The organism is Acidaminococcus sp., assembly GCF_057597765.1.
The window spans coordinates 25,559-33,528 of record NZ_DBMBXK010000017.1 but is presented as its reverse complement, the minus strand read 5'-3'; the positions used below and the strand labels follow the sequence as shown (position 1 = coordinate 33,528).

6 protein-coding genes are annotated in these 7,970 nt (G+C 51.8%); 1 reads left to right on the top strand and 5 read right to left on the bottom strand.

What is annotated here, in order from left to right; translation table 11 throughout:
• Nucleotides 1–9: 9 nt before the first annotated feature.
• Entirely contained in the window at nt 10–108 is a 99-nt protein-coding gene (locus ACZOF8_RS09735) for a YvrJ family protein (protein ID WP_487426862.1), read from the top strand.
• Between the two features lie 293 nt (nt 109–401).
• On the opposite strand, the gene ACZOF8_RS09730 is transcribed toward ACZOF8_RS09735, so the two are convergent.
• The 5 genes from ACZOF8_RS09730 to ACZOF8_RS09710 form a co-directional block, all read right to left on the bottom strand.
• The gene (locus ACZOF8_RS09730; RefSeq protein WP_487426861.1) at nt 402–3,194 is read right to left on the bottom strand and encodes a DEAD/DEAH box helicase; all 2,793 of its coding nucleotides are present in this window, start codon (nt 3,192–3,194) and stop codon (nt 402–404) included.
• Between the two features lie 130 nt (nt 3,195–3,324).
• The gene (locus tag ACZOF8_RS09725) at nt 3,325–4,728 is read right to left on the bottom strand and encodes an EH signature domain-containing protein (RefSeq protein WP_487426860.1); all 1,404 of its coding nucleotides are present in this window, start codon (nt 4,726–4,728) and stop codon (nt 3,325–3,327) included.
• A complete protein-coding gene (locus ACZOF8_RS09720) occupies nt 4,721–5,428 on the bottom strand; it encodes an OmpA/MotB family protein (RefSeq protein WP_307987601.1) in 708 nt (235 codons plus the stop codon). The genes ACZOF8_RS09725 and ACZOF8_RS09720 overlap by 8 nt, the downstream gene beginning before the upstream one ends.
• Nucleotides 5,429–5,440: 12 nt before the next feature.
• Nucleotides 5,441–7,291 carry an anti-phage ZorAB system protein ZorA gene (gene zorA, locus ACZOF8_RS09715; RefSeq protein ID WP_487426859.1) on the bottom strand — a complete coding sequence of 617 codons (1,851 nt, stop codon included), beginning with the start codon at nt 7,289–7,291 and terminating at the stop codon, nt 5,441–5,443.
• Nucleotides 7,292–7,461: 170 nt separating this feature from the next.
• Complete coding sequence (locus tag ACZOF8_RS09710; RefSeq protein ID WP_487426858.1) at nt 7,462–7,938, bottom strand: DUF805 domain-containing protein; 477 nt, start codon at nt 7,936–7,938, stop codon at nt 7,462–7,464.
• Nucleotides 7,939–7,970: the final 32 nt, after the last annotated feature.

Sequence of the window (7,970 nt, the reverse complement as noted above, 5' to 3'; positions counted from 1 at the left end):
GGATTCCCCATGGTCATTTCCTGGTACCTGCTGGTACGCATGGAAGAGAAACTGGAGAACCTGACCCAGAGCATCGAACGGCTGCGCATGGCAGTGAAAATGGAATAGAGAAGGGGCTGTTGCATATGCAACAGCCCCTTCTCTATTGTCAGTGGTCAATGGTCAATTGCCAATGGAAAGGACCCGCCTCCGAAAAAGGCGGGTCCTTTTTTAATGGAAGAAAACCGGCGGCCGGGATGGGCTCCCCTGCGGGGAGCCCCTACCACGTTAGGATCAGAGAGACACAAAAAATCCCAGAAACGAAATTGTCGAAGATTCCGTTTCTGGGACCGTTGTATCCAACTTCCGACCACAACGCCGTAGGGGCGAGCCAAAGGCCCGCCCTTCCCGGCCGCCGCTTTTCACCCTGCTGCCTCTTCAATCCGTTTCAGCATGGCTACAGCATTTTCTTCACTGGCTTCTGTAGGATACAGGGCGCTTCGGCTCAAATCCCGTTTGTACTGGAGCAGAGCATCCAGGTTCAGATCAAAGGATGCGTCTTCCGGAAAGTCCGTATCCACAGCCATGGGAAGATAGACGGTTACCGCTTTTTTCTGGCCGATCCGGTAAGCCCGGTCCGTGGCCTGGTCTTCTTTGGCCGGGTTCCAGCAGCGGCTGAGATGGATTACATGATTGGCCCCGGTGATGTTCAGCCCCACACCGGCAGCCTCCGGAGACAGCAGCAGCACCTGGAACCCTGGTGCCCGATTGAACTGATCCACCATTTTCTGCCGGGCCACAGCCTGTGTGATCCCATTAATGGGAGGCTGCACCTGGATTTTGTAGATCTGTTCCAGAAAAGTCCGGAGCAGCAGCTGAATTTTCCGGCTTTCCACAAAGATCAGGGCTTTTTCCCATTTCTCTCTCACTTCATCCAGGATTTTCCTTGTCCGCATCAGTCTGGCAGAGGAGCCAAAGAAATGCTCCGGATCACCCAAAGTATATTTCTTTACATTCCCGCCGGCTCCAAGACTGGGACAGAGAGAAATATCCCGGAGCCGGGCAATGGCCTGGAGCATGGTGATGGATTTTTCTCCCTGCCCTTCCTGTGCTTCCCGGACTACTTCCCCATACAGTTTCCGCTGTTCTTCCGGCATGGGATCCTTGAACCGGAGGATTTCTTTGGCAGGCAGCCCCAGATTTACATCTTCTTTCAGCCGCCGGATAAAACAGGGATCCAGATTCTTCCGCAGCTGGTCACCCAGTTCTTTCAACAGTTCCCCCTTGTTTTCCACATTCTGCAGCTGATGCTGATAGTGACTGTTGAAATCTTTCAGAGATTCCAATTTGCCTGGTTCCACAAAATCCATGATGGTCCACAGATCCGTCCAGGAATTTTCCACAGGAGTCCCTGTCAGTGCCAGTCCAAAATCGCAGTTCATGGCCCGTGCCGCAACAGAAGTCCGGGTGGCCGGATTCTTGATTTTCTGGGCTTCATCCAGAATCATGACACTCCAGGCCACCCGTCCAAAAGAAAGCTGCAGTTCCCGAAGGGTTTCATAGGTGGTCAGAATCAGATGGTTCCGACTGTAATCGATCCGATTTTCTCGGTCCTGAAAATCCAACATGGAAACTTCTTTTAGATTGGGGTCCGGGGGCCGGAAATAGCAGCGGCTCCCGTCCGGGTTCCTGGCCCAGTGTTTCTTCAGTTCGCTCCCATACATGGGCACAATTCCATCAAACAACCCTTCTGCCACAAATTTCCTGTACTCTTCCATCCAGTTTTGAAGCAGAGAAACCGGGGCCACAATCAGTACCGATGCCATGGCACTGTTTCCATAGGCTTTTTTCAGGGCTGCCAGGAATCCAAACGCCTGGAGCGTTTTCCCCAGCCCCATATCATCCGCCAGCAGGACTCCATGACAACCATGTTCCCAGCAGGCCGCCAACTGCTCCATTCCCACCTGTTGGTGAGGCATGGGACGGATGCCTGCTTTCAGGCCCTGACCCAGGTAATCCCCCAGCCGGTTGGACCCCAGCCGTTTCTCCCGTGCCGCTTTCCGGGAATGATATTCCTGGGAAAGGAAATTCTCCTGGATCTGGAGAGACGCTTCTTTTTTCTTTTCACCAGCGGCTTCCGGTTCCTGGTTCTGTTTCTCTTGCTTTTCCCCTGCCTTTGCCTTCAGCTGGTCCACATAGTCCAGAAAACCCGGTGTCAATTCAACTTCCTGGTCTCCAACAACAATCCGAGTTTCTCCCCGGTCCAGAGCATCGCTGACCTTCAGGAACAGTTCCGGATAATCTTTTTCATCCAGCGCAAGGCTGGCATAATGGTCCCCGGGTTTTTCCCGGTTATCGGCAGCTTTCATTCCGGCTCCTTCCGGAGGCAGCCAGTTCCGCCCGGAACTCAGGGAAAAAGGCAAATCTGGAGCCAGAAATTCTCCAATGGAGACCACCCGGTCCCCATAGACTCCCAGATCAAAATCGAAAGCATCTGAACCAAAGATTTCCCGAGGGTATTCCGCCACCTGCCGGGCCGCCTCCGGAGACAGCCGCTGACACCGGCGCATCTGCCGGATGCCTTCTTCCTGTTCCGGAGTAAAAACATACTGGGTCTTGTCCGGTCCATAGATTTTTCCGGTATTGTACGGATTGCTCCGGAATCCCTGCTCCAGAGAATCGGCTTCCATCCGGGTATAGGAATCCCCATCTTTCCGAAGCAGCACTGGCAGTACGGAAAAGGATCCGTCCGGATTTTTTTCCAATCGCACAGAAAGTTTATCCGCTGTAACGATTTTCTGCCGTTCCATGAACCGGTCCAGGGTGGCGTGGATTTTTTTCGCTCTCTCTTTGATTCTAGCCAGTTGGAGGGTATTGTACTGGCTCAGTTCCCCTCTGTTCTTAATCTGCTGGCTTTCCCGGTTGCTTTCTTCCACCAGGTTCACCAATTCATACTGGTCCTTGCTGAACCGGTAACAGGTTTCCCGGCTCAGTTCCACATAAGACCCCAACACCCTGATTCCATAAAAAGGAGTCCCGTCTGGTCGCTGGTATTCCAGCTCGTAGCGAAAGGACGGAGAACCCAGACTGCCGTGGCTGCGGAGAGTGATACCATAAGGAAAACACTCCGGCAGTTCCAGGATCCCTGAAATTTCCGGATCTAGTTCCACAGCCTGCCCATGGGGCAGCAGGAATCCATCTGTTTTCTCCTCCACTTTCCCTTCAGAAGCCAGGATTTCCAGCTGACCCTGAATCAGCGGCCAGTCTCCTGTAGATTCTGTTTGAACACAAGGGTAAAAATATCCGTTCTCTTGTGCTGTCCAAAAGCGGTAGTTGGTCATTATTCTACCTCCATCGGCTTTCTTTGGGCCGCACTCCACAGTGTCTCCGCACCCAGTCATTGACCTTCCGCTGCCAGGAACCGGTTTCTGAACTGGAATGGACGAATTCTTCCTCAATATTGGAAGCCTGTGTAACGTCCGTATAAGAAAATCCTTTATACGTATATTTTGCCTGATAAAAAGGCAGAGGCTCTTTTCCTCTTTTCCAAACTCTCAGTTTGCCATTGTGGCTGGCCTCAATAAAAACGTAATCCCCGATGCTGAACATCAGCAGACTTCTCAGGGAATCTCCGGAACCGTTCAACCGTCCAAAGCCCATACCCTGTTTGGCCAGATCCATCTGCCTGGCAATCTGTTCTGCTTCAGGCCCCAGAAATACCCTGGTATAGTACATGGCATCCAGATATTTTTCCCAAAAACTTTTACGGTATTTCCACATGTTTTCCGATGTGGCAACCTGCCGTACTGTCTTGGAAATAATGGTAAAGAACAGGTTCAAATCGTTCTTTTTCAGCCAGGCCAGGAAAATCTCCTGGGCCTTTTCATCCACATCCACCCAGTTCAGACTGGACCCCGGGTCCCGGGGATCTCCCAGCGCCTGTAACAGCAGGATCCGTACTTCTTTTTCCCGATTTCCGTCACCGGACCGGTCCGTCAGGTAAATCATCTTTTCGGCAGCAAAAGGGACCATATTCTCACAGGCCTTGTCCTCACAGATTTCTTTCAATATGCCGAACAGGTCATCCCAGTCGTCCTCTTCCTCCAGCTGGAAAAAATCCTTGACAGCCCACTGGGCAAATGCCCCATACCACAGGTTCACCGGCCAGCAGAATTCTTCCAATGCTTTATGGAAACTCCGCCGGTTCTGGATTTCCCGGGTCAACAGCTTATGACCATTGGGTTTCAGCAGTTGCTTCCGGTTCCGGAGATACAGCACCGATTTCAACAGTTCTGGGTCTTTCTGAAGGAAAAGAGAAATGCATTTCTGCAGCCGTTCTCCCTTGTATGGCTGTCCGTATACAGTAAAATAAGCAAATACCAGATTCCGGAAGGTATTCCGCTGGACGGAATGACGAACCCCATTTCCTATGGCCTGCAGGATGTCCTGGAGCAGTATTTCATAAAAGCGGGGCTTTTCCTTCCTGTCCCGGGTGAGCAGCACCGGCAGAAAAGGGATTTCCCGTCTCAAGTCCAGCACCACTTTCCGGTTCTTTTCCTGATTTTTCACCTTGGCATACAGCTCTTCCATGGTCACCGGATCCAGGGCTGGCCGGCTGCAGGAGCTGGATACGGTCTTTTTTATCCATTTTTCCAGTTCCACGGGCCTGCCTGGATGCAGACATACATCAGGCAGGCGGATTTTGAAAGATTTCAGCCGTTCCAGGCTGTGCAGCAACGACTTATCCATGGCTGCCTCCGGAAGGCTTTTCCCCAGGATCCTGGGGCGGCATCATAACAAACCGGATATCGATCCGCCGATTGGCGGCCCGTCCCGCCTCTGAATTGGGATCCAGACCATTTTCCCGGACAGGCCGGGTTTCCGCATAGCCAGAACAGGAGAAGATAGGTTCTCCCCGGGGATTCACCAGCCAGTTGAATTCCGGCACATCGTTCCGCATCAAATTCCAGGTGTTGATGGCCCGCTGGGTGGAAAGCTCCCAGTTGGATTGGAAAAATTCGTTGTGGATGGGCACATTGTCCGTATGGCCTTCGATAAAGACCGTTTCCAGGGCTTCCCGATATTCCGGCCGGGTCATGGTTTTCAGCAGGGACTGGCTCAGCTTGCTGACCGCTGCCTGCCCCTGTTCTTTGATATTGGCTTCCCCAGATTCAAACAGCACACTTTCCGGGATCCGCAGCACTCCCTGCTTGGTGTCAATCCGCACCTGGAGGCCTTGGGCCTGGAGGTCCTTCCCCACATCCTTCAGCAGCTGATTCCGCAATTCCGTATTCCCGGTATATTTGTTGGTCACCGTCTGGAAATTCAGCATGAAATAGCACAGAGCCAGGATAAAGATACTCAGGAGCCCTGCCATCAGGTCACTGACAGAAGTGGTAAAAGCATCACCGCTCTGTTGGGCTTTTTCTTCTTTCTTTTTCTTCCACATTCAGGTTTCTCCTTAGTGCCGTCTGTTCTTGTCCATGGCATCGGACAGATCCTGGATGGAATCACTCAGACTCTGGTTGATGGTGGACAAAGAATTCATGGCCTCTTTGATGCTCTTGTCGTACTGGCCAAGAGTTTCAGACAGCCATTTGCTGGTGGAAGTATTGTACTGTTCCAGAGTTCGGGCCAACGTATCCGTAGCTTCCCGCATTTCCCGGCTTACCCCCTGGAAAGTCTGCTGATAGTTTTCCCAGGCGCTGCGCATGGTACTCATGGAATCCCGGATCAGTTCCAGATCTTTCTGACTGCTCTGGCTGGCCAGGACCAGTTTTTGGACATTCTGGTCCACATGGCTGTTGAACTGATTGCTGGCGCTGACCACCAGGTTCAGCTGGCTGCCCAAGGTATCCGCCACTTTCTGCATGGGCGTGCTGGCCTGGGCAAATTTGTCCGCAGTTTTCCCTGCCGAAGCCATGATTTCCCGGTTGTGGCCCAGCATTTCCTTCAGCCCGGCCATGTAAGAATCCATGGTACGGTTCCGTTCCTGCATATCGGTCTGGAGCTGTTTCAGCACTTCCAAAACGGATTCTTTCATATTGGCTGTCACCTGGATCATTTCTTCCCTCTGGGTCCGGGTGCTCTGGCTCATGGTGTCTGTAATCTCCTGGATGGTTCCCTTGGTGGCTTCCGTAGTCTGGAGCAAGGCCTGGTTGGCTGTCCGGCCAGCTTCCACCATCTGATCCAGAGCTGCTTTCAGGTTGGTGTTCATCTCTTCCACCAACTGCTTCATAGCCGCCTGGCTGGCATCGCTGGTAGTGGCCTGTTTCTGGATATTGGCGTCCATGGCTTCGTTCAGCTTGGTCACCATCATCTCTACAGACCCCTGAAGCCGGGCGGTATTTTCCGCATTCAGCCGTTCAGAGACTTCCATCATATTGCCCATTTTCCCCTGGAAATCCTGAAGGGTCACGGCCAGGCCCTGGATCTGGTCCCCGGCCCCCTGTTCAATGGATTTGGACAGGGTATCCCCGGCGCTGCTGCCCAGTTTGTCAATGGACTGGTTCAAATCCTGGAAAACCGGTTCCAGGCTTTGGGTAAAAGATTCCGTCAAGTTGTTTTTCAGTGCCACATCAATGCTCTGGCTGAGCTTTACAAACATGTCTTCCAGACGGCCCACCAGTTCCCCATTCAGTTCCCGCATGGCATCCGTCTGTTCTTCCGCCTGTTCCGCCTGATGAGACAGGAATTCTTCCAGACTCTTGGAAGGGAAAAGGGTATTGAGCTGATCGATCAGAGTGGCCATTTTTTTGGTGTAAGGACGGTAAATCCAGTTATCAACGAGGTTGTACACCAGTGCCAGGATAAGGCCGAACACAGAAGTCAGGAACGCCGTTTTCGTCCCGCTGAGCAGGACTTCAATCCCGCTTTTCATAGTTTCCACATTGCCCAGGTCGATGCCGCTGATTCCTGCGGTGATCCCGGCAAAAGTTCCCAAAAGCCCCAAGCCGGTAAAGATTCCCGGCATGGCCCGAAACAGATCCAAAGGCAGGTTCTCCAGCAAAGTCCGGTCGTTATAAAAAGCCTCCGGGTCCTGGGTCATCAGCACCCCTTCTGCTTTACTTTTAAATAGCGTCCGTTCAAATTTCTTCCAAATCGAATCATACGGGACCTGCCCCATTTCTGCCTGAAGATTGCCGTAATTTTCCCTGATGGATTCCCGAGAATAATTCTGTAAAACAGAAATAATCTGTTCCACAGAAGAACCAGCTTTACTGATTCTGAAAAACCACCGAAAACAGAAACCTGCACCTATAATAAATAATAAATAGAAAAAATCTGAAATCCAAGACAGCCAATTCCCCATGAAAATTTCCTCACCTTCATTTTATTGTTTATCACTGCATATGTTCTTATTATACACTGAAATATACATTTCGTCTCTCATTCCATTATTTTTGTAATTGTTCTTGTTTATGGTCATAAAGCAGCAGGGCAGGACCCTCCTAAAAGAAAATCCTGTCCTGTCCATGGCTTTTATTTATTTTTAAAATGATAGCAGCCGTCGTCTTCCTGGATTTTCTTCGGTTCTTCCCTGTTTTTCTCCCCAGGCACAAACCCCACTCCGAGCATAACCGCCGCCAGGCCATAGGAAACGGCCTTTACTTCCACAAAGGTCAGGGCCAGTACCAGCAAAGGGACGGCCAAGGCCAGCCGGTTGCTGCCTCCGATGTCCCGGATCCGCCGGGCCATGGCAGCGTACATTCCCGTCCCCACCACCAGGATCACCAGGACAGAAAACCAGCTGTTGAAAAGGCCAGCCGCAAAAACGATGAGCAGGGAAACCAGGTACTGGATCAGGTAGGCCTTTCTCCCGGTGCGGCCTTTGAAGGACAGGGGATTCCCCTCTGCCGCCAGACAGCTGATCAGAACCACGATTCCCACAATAGCGTGCACCCCATATTCCAGGAACAGCCCCAGTTTAACGGTCCCCCAAAAGAAATCATGCAGCATACATTGAACCCCTCCATTCTTATATTGGATTT